We start from the raw sequence: 16,115 nt of genomic DNA, 5'->3' as shown, positions 1-16,115 counted from the left end.
CTACGGGCATCTCGGGCTGGTGTGTCATGCTTAGCCAGTGGACTGGCCAAAACTCGCCCACCCATCAAGGTCAGAGGATAGCGTCCGAATCCACCAGCGCCATGAACAGCTGGTTGCGGACCAACGGTGTAGACAGCTTCGTAGCGTACGTGCATCCGCCGCAATTCGCTTTATGTGAAGCGCGATGTTACCTCGTTGAGCTCTCCGGGTCCTCGTCGGGGTTCGCAGTAACATACACCAGGTCGGAACACGACGAAGGCCCCGCGGGAATGTTCCCGCGGGGCCTTCGTCGTGTTCGAGGGTTAGTGGCCCTCGTGGTGTCCTTGTTCGATCTCACCCTTGCTCGGGGGGACGATCCGATCCTCGAAGAACCAGCGGCTGAAGCCAGCGCGCAGACGCTTCGAGAAGGGGATGCGGCCGTCGTCATTAGGACGAAGCATCAACGGAGCGTAGTCATGGTAGCTCACGAGCTCCCAAGACTCGTACTCATCGAGCGGCTTGTGTACCTCGATGAACTCGCCGCCGGGCATGCGCACGATGCGTCCTGACTCGTACCCGTGAAGAGCAATCGAACGATCCTTCTTCTGCAGAGCGAGGCAGATGCGCTTCGCCAACTGGTAGGCGATGATCGGGCCGAGGATCAGAAGAGCCTGCAGTCCGTGGATCACGCCCTCCATTGAGAGCTGGAAGTGCGTTGCCATGAGGTCCGAGCTCGCGCCCGCCCACATCACTGCGTAGAAGGTGACACCCGCCGCGCCGATTGCGGTACGCGTCGGAGCGTTGCGCGGTCGATCGAGAATGTGGTGCTCGCGCTTGTCGCCGGTCACCCAAGCCTCGATGAACGGGTAGATCATCACGAGAACAATGAAGAGGCCGATGATGCCAAGGGGGAGCAGCATGTTCCACGACCAGGTAAACCCGAACCACTCGGTTTCGAGCCCCGGCGGTACCAGTCGGAGCATGCCGTCGGCGAAGCCGATGTACCAGTCAGGCTGGGTACCCGCAGACACAGGAGACGGATCGTATGGCCCGTAGTTCCAGATCGGGTTGATCCCCACAAGCGAGGCGATCAGTGCGATCACACCAAACACGATGAAGAAGAAGCCACCGGCCTTCGCGGCGTACACCGGCAGCACGGGGAACCCGACAACGTTCTGCTGCGTCTTGCCGGGCCCGGGGTACTGAGTGTGCTTGTGAATGACCACGAACGCGAGGTGAAGTGCGACGAAGAGGATCACGAGCGCCGGGAGCACCATAATGTGCAGCATGTAGAGGCGCCCGACAATGGCTGTTCCCGGGAACTCTCCACCAAAGAAGAAGAACGACAGGTACGTTCCAATGACGGGAATCGCTTTGATGATGCCGTCGATAATTCGGAGACCGTTACCCGAGAGCACGTCATCGGGAAGTGAGTAGCCGGTAAAGCCTTCAGCCATGGCGAGGATGAAGAGCACGAAGCCAATCACCCAGTTCAGCTCACGCGGCTTGCGGAACGCACCCGTGAAGAAGATGCGTAGCATGTGCAGGCCGATCGAAGCCACGAACAGCAGTGCCGCCCAGTGGTGGATCTGGCGCATGAGCAGCCCACCGCGCACCGAGAACGAAATATCGAGCGTCGACGCCATGGCGACCGACATCTCCACGCCCTTCATGGGCACGTAGGGACCGGTGTAGTGCGTCTCAACCATCGATGCCTGGAAGAACAGCGTCAGGAAGGTACCTGAAAGCAGGATGACGACGAAGCTGTACAGGGCAACTTCACCGAGGAGGAACGACCAGTGGTCAGGAAAGACCTTGCGGCCGAACTCCTTGACGGCGACACCGATCTTGGTGCGCTCGTCGATGTAGTTGGCGGCCGCGGCCGTAAAACGGCTTGAGCCGTTCTGGCCGTTCTGAGCCTGTTGGCTCGACGCGGGGGATTCGGTGACAGTGCTGCTCACTTGAGGCGCTCCCAAAAGCTCGGGCCGACGGGTTCATGGAAATCGCTCTGTGCGACGAGGTAACCCTCGTCGTCCACGGTGATAGGCAACTGGGGAAGCGGTCGCTTCGCCGGCCCGAAGATCACCTTTGCGTGCTCCGAAACGTCGAACTGTGACTGGTGGCACGGGCACAGCAGGTGGTGCGTGTGCTGCTCGTAGAGCGCAACCGGGCAACCGACGTGGGTGCACACCTTCGAGTACGCGACGATGCCGTTGTACGACCAGTTCTTACGCTCGGGAAGCTCGTGCAGATCTTCCTGGTTGAGTCGCATGAGCAAGACAATGGCCTTCGCCTTCGCGTCGAGCAGGTGCGTGCTGCCACCGCGCTCGTCGAGCGTCATCTTCTCGAAGTCCTCGTGATTGAGGGTCTCGGGAATGACGTGGAATGCCGAACCGATGGTGACCTCGCTGGCCTTGATCGGTACGCCGGAGGGATCGCGCGCGAGACGCACGCCTTCTGTCCACATCGTGTGGTGAGCGATCTCGACCGGGTTGCGGTCTTGCGGGCCCAGGCTGCGCAAAAGCGTGATGCCGGGGAGCGGGAACGCGATCAGCGCTCCGATGAGGCTGTTGCGAACGAGCGAACGACGTGAGAAGCCAGACTCCTCGTCAGCGAGCTTGAAGACCTCCGCCGACGCCTCACGGGTCGGCGCGTCACTCGCGACGTCGTGGCGGATGTCAACGGATTCGTGATCCGCCATGATCGCCTTGCCCCAGTGCACTGCACCGATGCCGATGGCCAGCAGGGCGAGCGCCATGCCGAGGCCCACGAACATCGTGTGCAAGCGAATCGCCATGAGTTCGCCCGTTTCAATCGGGAAGAACATGTAGGCGAGTACGGCGCCGAGGCTGCCCGCGATGGACAGGTAGAACAGGCTGTAAACCGTTCGCTCCGCGCGCTTCGCCTTCTTCGGATCAAGATCCGTGACGCGCTTGCGGTGCGGGGGAAGACCCGGATTCTGCACAGCATCGGACGGGATAACCGCGGTACCAGCGGCGGCTTCGACCGAGCCGTGGCCGGCGGCAACGACAACGGCGTGCTCGCCGCCGTTGTTCTTCGCTTCCTCTGCCATGTTGCTCCTTGACTCCTGACTCATGAAAACTGTTGTGCGCTGTCGACTAGTTCGACTTCGCGGTCACCCAGACGGTGAGGCCGATGACTGCTCCGAGGCCGATTACCCAGATGAAGAGACCTTCGGCTACGGGGCCGATCGATCCGAGGGTGAGGCCACCGACTGCAGGCTCATTCTCGATGTACTTGAGGTACGAGATGATGTCGGCCTTGTCTTGCGGGGAGATGTTCGCGTCGTTGAACACGGGCATGTTCTGCGGTCCCGTGATCATTGCCTCGTAGATGTGGGTCGGCGCGACACCCGTCAGCTTCGGGGCGAACTTGCCCTCGGTAAGCGCGCCGCCGGCAGCCGCCACGTTGTGGCACATCGCGCAGTTGATGCGGAAGAGCTCACCGCCATTGGCGATGCCCTCATCGTCGCTGTCTGCCTGCAGGTAACGCGAGTTGGGCAGCTCAGGTCCGGGAGCGAGCGAAGCGACGTAGGCCGCCATCTGCAGCGTCTGCTCTTCGGTGAACTGTGCCGGCTTGACCATGCCCTGCGGGCCCTGGAAAGCGAGTGGCATGCGACCGGTGCCGACCTGGAAGTTCACTGACGCAGCGCCAGCGCCGATCAGCGACGGGCCATCATCAGTTCCCTGAGCGGCTGCACCGTGGCAGGTCGCGCAGTTCGCACCGAATAGCTTCTCGCCAGCCTCGATCGTTGCGGGGGAGGTGAGGTCGACCTCCGCGGTAGCGGACGTCTGGTTGATAGCAGCGTATGCGCCGCCGGTCACCATCAGCCCGATGGCAACGAGGGCCACCGTAGCAAGCGGATGCCTGCGGCCGGACTTGCGAAGCTTCGTATGGGAGCGAGCCATGATATCGATTACTCCTGACCCTATTTGAGGACGTAGATGACGAGGAAGAGGATGATCCACACGATGTCGACGAAGTGCCAGTAGTAGGACACGACGACCGCGGTGGTCTCTTCTTTATGCGTGAAGTTCTTGACGGCGTAAATGCGGCCGATAACCAGCAGGAATGCGACGAGGCCGAGCGACACGTGGATGCCGTGGAAGCCCGTGGTCATATAGAACGCTGAGCCGTAGGGATCGGAGGACAGCGTGATGCCCTCTGACACGAAAGTCGCGTACTCGTATGCCTGACCGGCGACGAAGATCGCGCCCATAAAGAAGGTCAGGAAGAACCACTCAACGGTTCCCCACTTCTTCATGCTGGCGCCCGTAGCGCGCGGCTGCATACGCTCGGCGGCGAAGACGCCGGCCTGAGCAGTGAACGAGGATGCGACCAGAATCAGCGTGTTGATAAGCGCGAACGTGAAGTTGTGCTTCTCCGTTTGTTCCGCCCACAACTCGGGGTTCATCGCACGCAGCGTGAAGTAAATCGCGAACAGGCCCGCGAAGAACATGACCTCGCTGCCGAGCCACACGATCGTGCCGACGGCGACGAGATTCGGTCGCTTCACCGCAGGCACGGCTGACTTGGTATTCATAGTGGTCGTTGTCACCCCTCCATTATGGCTGAAAGTCAGGTGTGCATTTTCACCCGGACACGGCGCGCCGAACTTTCTGCATCCTTCTCCGGTAGCCTACCGTCTCTGCGGGGTCTCGAATGGCACTTCCGACACACCATTCATCGGATGAAGTGGCGTGATCCCGCCGATTTCCCGCGATCGATAGAATCGACTCATGATCGACGAACGCACCTGGCCGACAGTCCTCACGACACTGCTGGAGGGCGACGATCTCAGCGTCTCGCAGGCCGAATGGGCGATGTCTCGCTTCATGACGGGGGAGGCGAGCGGCGCTCAGATTGGCGCCTTTCTCGTGGGCCTCCGATCGAAGGGTGTCACGGTTGACGAGGTGATCGGTTTTCGCGACGCCATCCTCGCGGAAGCACTGCCGCTGGACCTGCCAGCAATGTCTCTCGACATCGTGGGCACCGGCGGCGACCGCTTCGGCACCGTCAACATCTCGACGATGGCGTCGATCACCGCGGCCGCCGCTGGCGCCCCGGTAGTGAAGCACGGCAACCGCGCTGCAAGCAGCCAGTCAGGCTCTTCAGACGTGCTGGGAGCGCTCGGGATCGACCTGGGGCTAGACGCCACTCAGCTCGCGAGCGCATTCACCGAATCCGGGATCGCGTTCGTGCACGCCGCGCGTTTCTTGCCGGGATTCCGCCACGTCGCAGATGCTCGCAAAGAACTGGGTATCCCGACGATCTTCAACTTCCTTGGACCGCTCTGCAACCCGGTGCGGCCTGAGGCCTCGGCAGTGGGCGTCGCGGACATTGACCGAATCCCGATCTTCGTCGGCGTGTTCCGCTTGCGCGGGGCATCCGCACTCGTATTCCGAGGAGATGACGGGCTTGACGAACTCACAACGACCGGGCACTCGCGGCTGTGGGAGGTCAGTCGAGGCGGGCTCACTGAGCACGACATCGACCCGCGCGAGCTCGGACTTCCGCGCGCGCAGGTCAGCGACCTGCTTGGCGGCACGCCTGAAGAGAACGCTCAGGTCGTGCACCGCGTGCTTGCGGGTGAGTCAGGGCCGGTGCGTGACATCGTGTTGTTGAACGCAGCTGCCGGGCTGGTCGCGTTCGATCTTGCGCAGCGGCCCGAGACCGCTGAGCGGGCGCTGCTCGAACGCCTGAGCGAGAAGCTAGCGATCGCGGCGGACGCGATCGACTCCGGTAAGGCAGCCGCGAAGCTCGCTGACTGGGCACGGGCGACGTCAACGGCCGCCGCAAAGTAGCGAGCGGAGAAATCGCAGCGTCGGGTGCCGCCGCAGTCGAGCTGCGCTGCTAGTTCCCGGTCCCGGTCGAGGGGCCGGGACCGGTCGCGCTTGCGTCGTCCGCAGTTGCACCGGCCTCGACCTCAGTTCCGTTGCCGGCACTGGGGGCGGTTGAGCGCAGCGTGACCGTTTTCTCATCGCGGTCGGCACGGTAGTACTTGGCGAGAAACGGCATCGGATCGATCGGCTTATCGTCTACGCGCAGTGCGAGGTGGAGGTGTGCGCCAAAGGCGAGCCCGGTGGCGCCGACGCGGCCGGCAGGGTCACCCATCTTCACGTCGTCTCCCACCTTGAGTGAGTGAGAGCCAGACTGCATATGGCAGTAGCGACTCGTCACTTCCTTGCCATCGATTTCGTGCTCGAGGGTGAGCGCGAAACCGCAGCCGTCGGTTGCCTCGCCGGCCTCGGTGACGACGCCGTCGGCGATCGCGAGGACCTGAGTCCCAGCTGGCGCGCCAAAGTCTTGCGCGTCGTGGAATTGTGCCACCGGCGCGGTTCGGTATCCGAACGGGTCAGTGAGAGCCACCGGTGCCGCGAACGGATAGTTCACGACCGAGCGGGCCCGGAACGCATAGCCGATCGATGACGGCTCGTCGGTGTCAACGACATCGATCTCGGCAAGCGACGACGGCAAGTCTTCGGCCGAGACCTCCGAGAACAGGCGCTGCTGCGCGGCCGCGGGAGCAGCTGCTCCAGTCTGCTGCACGAGAGGTAGCGCGAGGGTCAGTACGAGTCCGCTGACGCTGACTACCGCTGCGGAGCGCGCGATACGGTGCCGCGCGGTTCGCGGGGGGCGCGATGCTTCTGGTGCGACACCATCAGCGTCAGGCACGTGCGCGAGCCGCGGGCTCTGCACGTACCCTGCGGTGACGCCCGGGGCGCCGACCCCGTCGGACGGATCCGGCGAGTGCGACGTGCGGGAGGAAGAAGTCATGCAGTCTTTCGTAGAGGGGCGCGGCTGGACCCGCGAAGGCATACCGGCCAGGGTACCCCGACTCGGCCGACAACGCCAGGCGCGGTCAGTGACCCAGTGATTCAGTCCTCACCGGTGAGCGGGGGATGAGGCCTCGGGATACTGCCCGTCGCAAGGGATCCATCGCCCGACGCGGTGTGATCCGGGCGTTCCGGCCCCGGCTTCTGCAAGCGACCTGGATCGAGCACACGCTGCACATCTGCGGCGGTCACCTGTTGAATCGGTTCGGTGCGCGCGTCGACGTACCAATCCGTCAACGCTGGGTCTTCGCTGTCGAATCCGGCGCCGGCGCCCTCAGCAGACGGCACAGCGCTCGCTCCGAAGACGAAGTCGTCACCGAACTCGTCGATGCCACGGCGCACACCCTGGGCGATCGCGGCGCGGGCGTACTTGCGTCGAATAATGTATGGATCGGTGCGCAAATCCTTCGCCCACGCGATCATGATGCCGATCACGATGAACGCGAAGGGAAGAGCCGAAACTACCATCAACGATTGCAAACCGGAGAGCGTGTCGCGCCCGCCTGCGAGCAACAGCGCGATGGCGATGCTGCTCAGGAGCAGACCCCATACGATCGTCACCCACTTGGACGGTTCAGGGCGGCCCATCTGCGACATTGATGCCATCACGATTGACGCTGAGTCTGCCGCGGTGACGAAGAACACGAGCACGGCGAGCATCGCAACGATCGTCGTAATTCTGCCGAACGGAAGCTGATTCAAGAGTTCAAAAAGCACCGCTTCGCCGGAGCCACCTGCCTCAAGATCAGCGCCCTGAAGCGTCTGATAGATCGCAGTGCCACCGTAGATGACGAACCAGGCGATCACGATAGCTGACGGCACGAGTACGACCGTCGTGACGAACTCACGCAGCGTACGCCCGCGCGAAATCTTAGCGATGAACATTCCTACAAACGGTGTCCACGATACCCACCACGCCCAGTAGTACGTGGTCCAGGTGGAAAGGAATTCAGTCGCGTTTTCGCCCTGATTCGGATTTCTCGCGAGCATTGCTGGTGCCTGTTGGAAGAACTCAATCAGCGACGATGGGAGGAAGTTGAGCAGATAGACCGTGGGGCCGACGACGAGCACGAAGAGCCCGAGTGCGCCGGTGAGGGCCATGTTCAGATTCGAGAGGCGGCGGATTCCCTTTTTCACGCCCGAGACAGCCGACGCGATAAAGAGCGCGGTGAGGATCGCTATCGCGCCAATCAAGAACCCGTTGCCCAGGGGCCCAAGCCCGGAGACGAGGCGAAAGCCACTCTCGATCTGCAGAGCGCCAATACCGAGCGACACTGCGGTGCCGAACAGCGTGACAATGATCGCGAATATGTCGATGATGCGACCGAGCACGCGGTTGCTGCTGCCCGGAAACACCGGCTCGAACAGCGCGGAGATGAGCGGTGCCCGGCCGCGCCGATACGCGCTGTAAGCGATCGCACCGCCGACGAGCGCGTAGAACGCCCACGCAATAGGTCCCCAGTGCAAGATCGTTTGGGCGAGAGCCGGTAGCGCGGCATCGGCGCTGCCGGCCTCAACGCCGAGTCCCGGAGCGGGATTCAAAAAATACGTGAGGGGCTCGAGCGGGCCATAAAAGAGGAGTCCGATACCGAGGCCAGCGGCGAACAGCATCGAGATCCACGACATAGTCGAGAATTCCGGCTCCTCATCGTCAGCGCCAAGCCTGATGCCGCCAGTGCGACCGTAACCGACGACCAGCATGAAACATGCGACGGCGATCGCGAGCGATCCGAAGAGCCAGCTGAAGTTCTCGGTGACCCAACCGAGAGACGCACCGCCGACCTCGGCGATGGAATCTGGGGCAACAAACGCCCACGTGATCACTCCCAGCGTGAGCGCAACGGTCACTCCGAGCACGACCCAGTTCGTCGCGAAGCGTACACCAGTCTGCTCAACGCCGATGCCGGGTATCAGCCCCGGGTGGGGGAGAGGGGGCGGCGTTGGTATCACGATTTTGCGCGTGCGCTTGCCGTGTTCAGGGCGTTCGCTCATGTGGATCGTTCGCTTTCTAGCTGGGGTTGGCGGGCGAAACGTGTCCGGCTGCGTTGCCTGAACGTGGTTCGTGTACGGCGGCTGGCGGATCCTGCACTGTTCGTGCATTAGCAATAAAATGCCTGATCAAATCAGGATTTTTGAGGCCCGGCGAACTCTCAACGCCGGTGGATATATCGACGCCGCCCGGGCGCGCCGCCGCGATTGCCGAGCCTACGTTATCGGGGGAGAGGCCACCCGCGAGCAACCAGTCCGTGCCGATGCGCTGCTTCAGCTCGGGGTCATTGAGCGCGGCGAGATCCCACGTTGCGCCCGAACCGGGCAATACCCCGTCGAGCAGCAAGCGTGCTTCTCCGAACTCACCGGCTCGCAGCTTGGGAAACTGTGCAAGTGAAGTTGCGCGCCAAATTCGGGGGAGGATCGCCCGAGCCGCTGCGAAATCTGCGGCGGAGTAATCGCCGTGGAGCTGCAGCACATCGAAGCCCATGTCGACCGCGATGTGTGCGGCCTCAATCGCAGACAGCGTATTCGTGACGAGTACCGTATCGAGCGCAAATGACTGCGTCGCCGCGACGACCGCGCGAGCCTCGTCGAGGCTGGCGTGACGCGGGCTATTCGGGCTAATGACGACACCGATCGCGTCGGCACCAAGTTCGGCCGCGAGCATCGCGTGCTCGGGATCGCGCAGCCCACAGATCTTCACGTACATGATTGGTCTCCTCGCAATGCCGACTCTCAAGGGTAACGGGTGCAGGATTTCGAGTCGGAAGGAGGGGCTCAATCCCCACGAGCTGACATAATATAGATTATCATGCACAACACTGCGCACGCGAGTCTCGAAAGGACGCGATGTGCTGTTTACTGGCCCTCGATGCGACGATCTGGGTGCTTTCGATAGCCGATCAAAGCGAGTCGGCACCGCGAGAGGGCTCGGCACCCCGCGCGGAAATGACAGCGCGGAAGTGGCACCGCGGAAATGAGGCGTGCGCGGCCTGCACACCTAAAATCTCGACCGAGCAACGAGCTGACATAAAGCGACGTCCCCGCGTCTGTCTTACCTCTACGCGCGGCCCGAGCCGAGCAAGAGCATGGAGCGCATCGCGAGCGCTGCCGCCGCGACGCCGCCGAATTCCCCGGCTGCCAGCATCAAGCCCGAATTGTCTGACGTCACTGCGATCCAGACGAGAACAACGGCGGCACCCACCATGACCCATCCGATGATCGCGAGTCCGACCGAGGTACTGGCCCCGAGCACAGCGGTGCCGCGAGATGTCGCTGGCCGCAGCAGCGCCGCAAAGGCGAACGCCACCATTGCGAGCGCTACTCCCCCGTATACGTCGCTTGGTCTATGCCAGCCGTACGCGAGCAGTTGCCACCCGACGAGCGCAACGAGCGCCGCTCCCAACAGCGACACGAATGCGCGTAGCCGACTCGGCACTGCCCAGACCAGAGCCGCCGTGATCGCCGCAAACACAGTCATATGGCCGCTCGGGAATGTGTTAACTGCGTCGAGTTCGAACAGCTCGGGGCGTGTAAGCAGCCGAAGCTTCAGCAACTGAGAGGCGAGAATCGCGAGCGCTGGCACCGTGGTCAACACGACTGCACGTTTGAAACCGTGGGAAACCCACGCAATGATTCCCACGATAACGAGGGCTATCACTACGGTCGGAATCGACACAAGATTCAAGGGCGGCGGAGGATCCGTCGTAAACTGCGCCGCTTCCAGCACGCTCTCCTCGGCGCGCTGACCGAGGGCAAACCGCACCCCGAGCACGTACGAGGCGGCGCCCACGACGGTCCAGAAGATCAGGAACCAGGCCGCTCTGCGCCGACCGCCTACCGAGATCCCGCTCACGACGCCACTTCCTCGACAGCGAGCCGAACCGATGTGACTTTTTTACCGGATCGCGCGTCTGCCGTGCGCACCGCCCACAGCGCAAGTGCCGCGGCGGTCGATACGTTCAGCGAATCAACGCCGTGCTCCATTGGAATCACGACGGCGCGTGTCGACGCCGCGAGCGCACGGTGCGTCAGCCCAGCGCCCTCGGTGCCGAACATCAGCGCGAGTCGCTCGGGGAGCTCCTCTACGTAATCCGCCAGGTCCTCGGCGTCATCGCGGAGCGCAAAGGCGGTGAGTTCGTAGCCGGCTTCGCGAATCAGCGGCCCAGCCTCGCGCCAATCGGGCAAGCGCGCCCACGGTACCTGCAGCACCGCTCCCATGCTGACGCGCACGGCACGGCGATACAGCGGATCGGCGCAGGCGGGCGTCAATAACACGGCATCTGCACCGAGCGCCGCGACGGAGCGAAAGATCGCGCCCACGTTGGTGTGGTCCGCCAGGTCTTCGAGAACGACGATGCGGCGCGAATCACGCAGCAGTTCCGCCGGATCGCGCAGTGTCGGGCGATGCATCGAGGCGAGCGCGCCACGGTGCAGATGAAACCCGGTGAGCTCGGCGAGCTGCGTCGACTCCCCGACATATACGGGGACGTCTGGAAACGCTTCGAGCAACGGTTCGACTTTCGGGAGCCATTCTTCGAGCAACAGCACGGACCGTGGGCGGTGCCCGGACCGAAGGGCGCGCTCAATCACCTTCGGCGACTCGGCGAGGTACAAGCCCTCGGCAGGTTCCCGCACCCGGCGCAGAGCGACGTCGGTCAATTGTGTGTAATCGGCGAGTTCAGGAGCGGCGAGGTCGTCGATTCGGATGACCCTCACGCGCCGACTTCCGAACTTGAAGCGCCGGCGTGCGACTCAGGCGACTCAGTCGACGCAGCAAAGGACGCAGCCGCAGACGCCACCGTCAACGGCGCAATGAAGTCCACGACGTAACCAGCAGCATCGGCAACCGCCTCGTAGTGCACGAGGTGCCCGGTGCCCGGAATGATTCGCAGCTGCGATCCGGCAACGCGTCGATGCAGCTCGAGCTGCTTGGTGAGCGGCGTGATGTCGTCGCGCTCCCCCGCGATGAGCAGCGTCGGCATCGCGAACGACGCAGAATACTCTGTGACCGTGTGCGACACAGACGCGCGGAACGCCTCGAGCAGCGTCGCCGCGTCAGCGAATGTACTGAAGTAGCTGGCGTGCTGGCCGTGGATCCACGCACGCAGCTCGGGGTCAGCGGTCTTCGCCATCACCTCGCTCATAACGCGCACGATCGCTGGATGCCCGAGCAGGACGCGGGCCGCACGCTCCGGCAGTAGATCGGCGGCCCTGTAGTACCCAATGGCCAGCTGCGTCATGACGGCTTGCGGACCTTCGAGGGCGGGTGCTGAAATCGGGTTGACGAGGATCAGCCGACGTGGAGCGAGGCCCGTCGCGACCGCTTGAGCAACGACGAGCGAGCCGAACGAATGACCGAGCACATCGATGCCAGCCCCGGTGGGCCCCACCGAGACGGCGAGGGCTCGGAGCCATTCTCCGTAGAGTGCAAGATCATGTGTGCGACCCGGTACCGGTGGCGTCTCACCAAATCCCGGAAGATCTGGCACGAGGACGCGCATTTCAGGCCGAAGTTCTGAGATCCGGCGAGCGATGCCTTCGAGGCCGTGGTGGTCACCGCGAAAACCGTGCACAAGCAACAGGGTCTGCCCCGCTTCAGCTCCGTAGTTCCAGACGCGAGTGTCCATGCCGAGCGTGGACACGGAGAGAACGCGAGGAACGGAAGTCACAGGGTCAATTCTACCGGCGCCCCCTGGCAGACTCCTGCTGCGGCCGCGTGGGCGTGACCGCGGGCACGGCCGCGGGCGTGAACGCGGTCACACTCGGTAGCATCGACAGAGACGAAAGGATCTCCGTGACCGAAACACTCCCTCTGTGGGCCGCAAACTTGGCCGTGTTCGATACCGAAACGACGGGCATCGACACGGCACACGCTCGCATCGTGAGCGCGACGATCGCGCTTCTCGGACCCGGCGGGGAGGTCTCTGAACGTTACGACTGGCTGCTTGATCCGGGGATCGAGATCCCCGCTGGCGCCGTTCAGGTGCACGGGATCAGCACGGAGATTGCACGCGCGAGCGGCATTGAGGCCGCTGTCGGGGTGCGCCAAATTGTGGAGCAACTGCTCGAGATGATCGAGCGCGGGTTCCCCGTGGTCGCGTACAACGCGCCGTACGACCTCACGCTGCTCGCGGCAGAGGCTGCGCGGCACGGCGTGCCCTGGCCTGCGGAGGTCTCCCCCGTCATCGATCCGCTGATCCTCGATAAGCAATTCGACCGTTACCGCAAGGGAAAGCGAACGCTCGAGGCGGTCGCAGCCCACCACGGTGTGCACATCGGTAACGCCCACGACGCCGGTGATGACGCGATTGCGGCGGGGCGGGTGTTGCAGCGCATCGCCGGCAAGTATGCAGACGTGCTCCCCCCAGAACTCGAAGATCTTCACCGGATGCAGATCGACTGGGCGGCGACGCAGGCAGCGAGCTTCCAGGACTACATGCGCCGCGCGCGCGACCCGTCGTTCATCGCCGACGGCCGCTGGCCGGTGCGCTAACGGGGTTGCGCACCCATGCTCCGGGGAGCAGAAAGGGCCGGGCGATCCGCAGTGGATCGCCCGGCCCTTTCGGTGTGCTGCGACGAATTACGCGCCGAAGCCCTTGAAGCGCTTGTTGAACTTCTCGACGCGGCCGGCCGAGTCCATGATGCGCTGCTTGCCCGTGTAGAACGGGTGCGAGGCGCTGGAGATTTCAACGTCGAGAACCGGGTAGGTCTCGCCGTCGAGCTCAATGGTCTTCTCGCTGGTCAGCGTGGAGCGAGTGAGGAACGTCTCCCCCGACGCGAGGTCGCGGAAAACGATTGCGTTGTACTCGGGGTGGGTTTCGGTCTTCATGAGAGTTCCTTATAGTCGCTGGGTGGTGGGTGCTTCAGACGCACCGAAGTCTTGCGGAGTTACCGCACCAAGGTTCTACCTTAGCAGAACACCTGGCAGTTGGTCACGATTGTGGGTTTGGGCGCGCCACCGCTGCGTACCGGCCGTCGGTCGACGTCAGCTCAAACGGCATTCCGAAGGTCGCTTCAAGCGCTTCCGCCGTGAGCGTCTCTGCAATCGGGCCAGCAGCCTGGATCTTGCCGTCGCGCATGAGCAGCACGTGCGTAAACCCGGGCGGCACCTCTTCGACGTGGTGCGTGACCATAATCATGGCGGGAGACGACGGCGATGCTGCGAAGCCCGAGAGCATTTGCAGTAACCGCTCGCGTGCACCGAGGTCGAGGCTCGCGCTGGGCTCATCAAGCAGCAGTAGTTCGGGATCGGTCATGACAGCGCGCGCGATCAGGGCGCGCTTGCGCTCACCGTCGCTGAGCGTGCCGAAGGTGTGGTCTGCGAACTGGCCCAGATCCCACTCGGCCAGGATGCGCTCAGCCTGGCGCACATCGATGCTGTCGTAGTGCTCGTTCCAGCGGCCCTCGACTGAATACGCGGCGGTGAGTACCACGTCGCGCACGAGTTCGTTTGCCGGTATTCGGCGAGATGATGCCGACGACACGAAGCCAATGCGGTTTCGCAGCTCGAAGATGTCTACCTTTCCGAGCCGCTGGTCGAGCACGTCCACAGTGCCGCGCGTCGCGTAGTCATTCGCGGTTGCGAGCTTCATGAGGCTGGTCTTGCCCGCACCGTTTGGGCCGAGAATCACCCACCGCTCGGAATCCTCGACCGACCAGGTGATCCCGTCGAGGATCGGCCTGCGGTCGCGCACATAGGAGACATCGGTGAGGCGCAGCACATTGACCATGAGCCCCAGCTTATCCTTGGTGTCATGACTTCACCCGGCACCACACGCCCACTCGTTGTGCTCGATTGCGACTCCACCACCATCCAAGACGAGGTGATCGAGTTGCTCGCCGATGCCGCGGGGAGCCGCGAAGAGGTCGCCGCTGTCACCGAGCGTGCTATGCGGGGCGAACTGGATTTCGCCGAGAGTCTCCGTGAACGCGTCGCGACGCTCGCCGGCACCCCAGAATCGGTGTTCGCTGACGCGTACGCGCGCGTTCGCCCTACCGCAGGCATTCGTGAACTCATCGCGGCCGTGCACGATCGCGACGGGCTGGTCGGGGTCGTGTCAGGAGGATTCCACGAGGTGCTGGATCCCCTGGCAGACAACCTCGGTATTGATCTGTGGCGAGCGAACCGTCTCGAGGTCGTTGATGGCGCGCTCACCGGGCGCACGATCGGGCCCGTCATAGACGCTGCGGCGAAGGCCGCATCGCTGCGGGAGTGGGCACATGCCGCGGGCATTCCGCTGCGCGCGACAATCGCGATCGGCGATGGTGCGAACGACCTGGAGATGATGGCCGTCGCCGAGATCGGTGTCTCGTTCAACGGGAAGCCGGTGGTGCGGGATCGCGCAGACGTCTCAATCGACGACGATCTCGCGCTCGCGATCCCGCTTCTCGACCAGCTCGGCTAGCAGTTCTTCGCCGAGCGAACCACTCAGAAGTTGTTGAGTGCCTCCGTGTCGGCAGGAATGACGCCGTCGGCGAGCAAAGACTCACCGAGCCGCTTGAGCGCGGTCAGCGCAACGTTCTGCGGCATCGGGCCATACGAAACGCGGGCGACGCCCAGTGCCTCGTACTCGGCGGCCGTGAGTGCGCCGGGTAGCCCGATAACGCTCACCTGACGCACGCCGATGCCCTCGACGAGTGCTCGCGTGTCGTCGGCGTCGAGGACCCCGGGCACGAATACGCAGGTCGCCCCGGCGTCCAGGTAGGCTTTGCCGCGAGCAACGGCGTCGGCAATTGCGACATCACGCGGTCGGTCGCCGCCCTTGATGAGTGCGTCAGTGCGGGCGTTCAGCGCGAACGCTACTTCTTCGCGCTCCCCCGCTTCCACGGCCGCCCGCATGATCGCGACCGACTCGTCGAACGGGCGCATGCGATCCTCGATGTTGGCGCCCGAGGCGCCGGCTCCGATGGCACGTCGCACTGTCTCGCCGGCATCGCCAAAGCCGCCGTCGAGGTCGGCTGTGACAGGCAGATCAGTGGCCGATGCAATGCGAGCGATCGCCGCGAGCATGGTCTCGAGCGGAATGTGCTCGCCGTCGGCATACCCGTGGCTCGCGGCGATACCGTGACCGGCGGTCGCGATCGCGCGGGTGCCGGGGAGCTGGGACACGACGCGGGCGCTCACGGCGTCCCACACATTGACCACGCGCAGAATCTCGGTGGCCGAATACAGATCGGCCAGAGACTGCGCGTCAACTGCGACGCGGGTGACGGAACGGGGCTGCTCTGATGTGCTCATGCGCCCAGGCTACTCGGCGGCGACGGCCGCGCGAAAGGGGGCTACCC

At 63.6% G+C, this 16,115-nt stretch carries 16 protein-coding genes; 3 read left to right on the top strand and 13 right to left on the bottom strand.

From position 1 onward, the window contains the following. Window positions 1-302: 302 nt before the first annotated feature. Genes ACFWHR_RS11740 through ACFWHR_RS11725 form a run of 4 tightly spaced genes read right to left on the bottom strand, consistent with a single transcriptional unit; the run spans window position 303 to window position 4,543 of the window. On the bottom strand, window positions 303-1,940 hold the full coding sequence (locus ACFWHR_RS11740; RefSeq protein WP_382448483.1) for a cytochrome bc complex cytochrome b subunit: 1,638 nt from the start codon (window positions 1,938-1,940) through the stop codon (window positions 303-305). Further along, window positions 1,937-3,052, bottom strand: a complete 1,116-nt coding sequence (locus ACFWHR_RS11735; protein ID WP_382448482.1) for a Rieske 2Fe-2S domain-containing protein — start codon at window positions 3,050-3,052, stop codon at window positions 1,937-1,939. Before ACFWHR_RS11735 ends, ACFWHR_RS11740 begins: the two co-directional genes overlap by 4 nt. Before the next feature lie 46 nt (window positions 3,053-3,098). Continuing rightward, on the bottom strand, window positions 3,099-3,908 hold the full coding sequence (locus tag ACFWHR_RS11730; protein WP_382448481.1) for a cytochrome c: 810 nt from the start codon (window positions 3,906-3,908) through the stop codon (window positions 3,099-3,101). 20 nt (window positions 3,909-3,928) lie between these two features. Next, window positions 3,929-4,543, bottom strand: a complete 615-nt coding sequence (locus ACFWHR_RS11725) for a heme-copper oxidase subunit III (RefSeq protein ID WP_382448480.1) — start codon at window positions 4,541-4,543, stop codon at window positions 3,929-3,931. A 196-nt stretch (window positions 4,544-4,739) separates the two neighbouring features. On the opposite strand from ACFWHR_RS11725, the gene trpD reads away from it, so the two are divergent. Further along, window positions 4,740-5,804, top strand: a complete 1,065-nt coding sequence (trpD, locus tag ACFWHR_RS11720) for an anthranilate phosphoribosyltransferase (RefSeq protein ID WP_382448479.1) — start codon at window positions 4,740-4,742, stop codon at window positions 5,802-5,804. 49 nt (window positions 5,805-5,853) lie between these two features. Here trpD and ACFWHR_RS11715 read toward each other — a convergent pair whose 3' ends face one another. The 6 genes from ACFWHR_RS11715 to ACFWHR_RS11690 all read right to left on the bottom strand — a co-directional run bounded on the left by ACFWHR_RS11715 (window position 5,854) and on the right by ACFWHR_RS11690 (window position 12,457). Then, on the bottom strand, window positions 5,854-6,777 hold the full coding sequence (locus ACFWHR_RS11715; RefSeq protein WP_382448478.1) for a M23 family metallopeptidase: 924 nt from the start codon (window positions 6,775-6,777) through the stop codon (window positions 5,854-5,856). A gap of 101 nt (window positions 6,778-6,878) precedes the next feature. Further along, window positions 6,879-8,828: a BCCT family transporter gene (locus ACFWHR_RS11710; RefSeq protein ID WP_382448477.1), complete on the bottom strand. Its 1,950-nt coding sequence runs from the start codon at window positions 8,826-8,828 to the stop codon at window positions 6,879-6,881. A 16-nt stretch (window positions 8,829-8,844) separates the two neighbouring features. Next, on the bottom strand, window positions 8,845-9,537 hold the full coding sequence (locus ACFWHR_RS11705) for a phosphoribosylanthranilate isomerase (RefSeq protein WP_382448476.1): 693 nt from the start codon (window positions 9,535-9,537) through the stop codon (window positions 8,845-8,847). Window positions 9,538-9,888: 351 nt separating this feature from the next. After that, entirely contained in the window at window positions 9,889-10,683 is a 795-nt protein-coding gene (locus ACFWHR_RS11700) for a phosphatase PAP2 family protein (protein WP_382448475.1), read from the bottom strand. Continuing rightward, on the bottom strand, window positions 10,680-11,546 hold the full coding sequence (locus tag ACFWHR_RS11695) for a TrmH family RNA methyltransferase (protein ID WP_382448474.1): 867 nt from the start codon (window positions 11,544-11,546) through the stop codon (window positions 10,680-10,682). Before ACFWHR_RS11695 ends, ACFWHR_RS11700 begins: the two co-directional genes overlap by 4 nt. After that, window positions 11,543-12,457, bottom strand: coding sequence for an alpha/beta fold hydrolase (locus ACFWHR_RS11690; protein WP_382448709.1), 915 nt, complete (start codon window positions 12,455-12,457; stop codon window positions 11,543-11,545). Before ACFWHR_RS11690 ends, ACFWHR_RS11695 begins: the two co-directional genes overlap by 4 nt. A gap of 167 nt (window positions 12,458-12,624) precedes the next feature. On the opposite strand from ACFWHR_RS11690, the gene ACFWHR_RS11685 reads away from it, so the two are divergent. Next, window positions 12,625-13,323, top strand: coding sequence for an exonuclease domain-containing protein (locus tag ACFWHR_RS11685; protein WP_382448473.1), 699 nt, complete (start codon window positions 12,625-12,627; stop codon window positions 13,321-13,323). A gap of 87 nt (window positions 13,324-13,410) precedes the next feature. On the opposite strand, the gene ACFWHR_RS11680 is transcribed toward ACFWHR_RS11685, so the two are convergent. Both ACFWHR_RS11680 and ACFWHR_RS11675 read right to left on the bottom strand, forming a co-directional pair. After that, window positions 13,411-13,659 (bottom strand): type B 50S ribosomal protein L31, encoded by a 249-nt coding sequence (locus tag ACFWHR_RS11680; RefSeq protein ID WP_382448472.1) that lies wholly within the window; start codon window positions 13,657-13,659, stop codon window positions 13,411-13,413. Window positions 13,660-13,762: 103 nt separating this feature from the next. After that, complete coding sequence (locus ACFWHR_RS11675) at window positions 13,763-14,560, bottom strand: ABC transporter ATP-binding protein (protein WP_382448471.1); 798 nt, start codon at window positions 14,558-14,560, stop codon at window positions 13,763-13,765. 24 nt (window positions 14,561-14,584) lie between these two features. On the opposite strand from ACFWHR_RS11675, the gene serB reads away from it, so the two are divergent. Then, the gene (gene serB, locus ACFWHR_RS11670) at window positions 14,585-15,235 is read left to right on the top strand and encodes a phosphoserine phosphatase SerB (protein WP_382448470.1); all 651 of its coding nucleotides are present in this window, start codon (window positions 14,585-14,587) and stop codon (window positions 15,233-15,235) included. 23 nt (window positions 15,236-15,258) lie between these two features. Here the strand turns inward: serB and ACFWHR_RS11665 are convergent, their stop codons facing one another. Next, on the bottom strand, window positions 15,259-16,068 hold the full coding sequence (locus ACFWHR_RS11665) for an isocitrate lyase/phosphoenolpyruvate mutase family protein (RefSeq protein ID WP_382448469.1): 810 nt from the start codon (window positions 16,066-16,068) through the stop codon (window positions 15,259-15,261). Window positions 16,069-16,115: the final 47 nt, after the last annotated feature.

The organism is Leucobacter sp. NPDC058333 (assembly GCF_042726155.1).
In the GTDB taxonomy this organism is placed as follows: domain Bacteria; phylum Actinomycetota; class Actinomycetes; order Actinomycetales; family Microbacteriaceae; genus Leucobacter.
The sequence above is the reverse complement of the archived record's forward strand: the minus strand, read 5'-3'. Positions and strand labels throughout refer to the sequence as shown.